Below are 797 nucleotides of genomic sequence, written 5' to 3' on the forward strand. Positions count from 1 at the left end.
GCGTTCGGTGGTGGCGTACTTCTGTTCGACTGCTTCTTTGGCGGGTTGCCACCAGGCGGGGTGGTCGCGGTACCAGTCGATGGTGGCGGCCAGGCCGGCCCGGAAGTCGAGGTAGGCGGGGGTCCAGCCGAGTTCGGTGCGCAGGCGGGTGGAGTCGATGGCGTAGCGGCGGTCGTGGCCGGGGCGGTCGGTGACGAAGTCGAAGGCGTCGGTGGGTTGGTCGAGCAGTTCGAGGATGGTTTCCACGACGGTGCGGTTGTCGACTTCGCCGTCGGCGCCGATGAGGTAGGTCTCGCCGATGCGGCCGCGGTCGATGATGGTCCACACGGCGTCGTTGTGGTCGTCGACGTGGATCCAGTCGCGGATGTTACGGCCGTCGCCGTAGAGCTTGGGGCGTACCCCGGAGAGCACGTTGGTGATCTGGCGGGGGATGAACTTCTCGATGTGCTGGTAGGGGCCGTAGTTGTTGGAGCAGTTGGAGATGGTCGCGGCCACGCCGAAGGACCGCACCCAGGCGCGTACAAGCAGGTCGGAGCCGGCTTTGGTCGAGGAGTACGGGCTCGAGGGGTTGTAGGCGGTGGTCTCGGTGAAGCGGGCGGGGTCGTCGAGGTCGAGGTCGCCGTAGACCTCGTCGGTGCTGATGTGGTGGTAACGCACCCGGTGGGCGCGGACGGCTTCGAGCAGGGTGTAGGTGCCCACGAGGTTGGTGGAGACGAAGGCCGAGGGGTCGGCCAGGGAGTTGTCGTTGTGGGATTCGGCGGCGAAGTGCACGACGAGGTCGGTCTCGGCGACGAGGC

The 797-nt window shown here is 67.1% G+C and carries 1 protein-coding gene; it reads right to left on the reverse strand.

Going from position 1 to position 797, the window contains the following annotated elements; genetic code table 11:
• A partial coding sequence (gene rfbB / locus AMD30_RS24280) for a dTDP-glucose 4,6-dehydratase (RefSeq protein ID WP_055477370.1) occupies positions 1–797 on the reverse strand: 797 nt, incomplete at both ends.

Origin of the sequence: Gordonia sp. HS-NH1, from assembly GCF_001418765.1 — a bacterium.
Taxonomy (GTDB): domain Bacteria; phylum Actinomycetota; class Actinomycetes; order Mycobacteriales; family Mycobacteriaceae; genus Gordonia.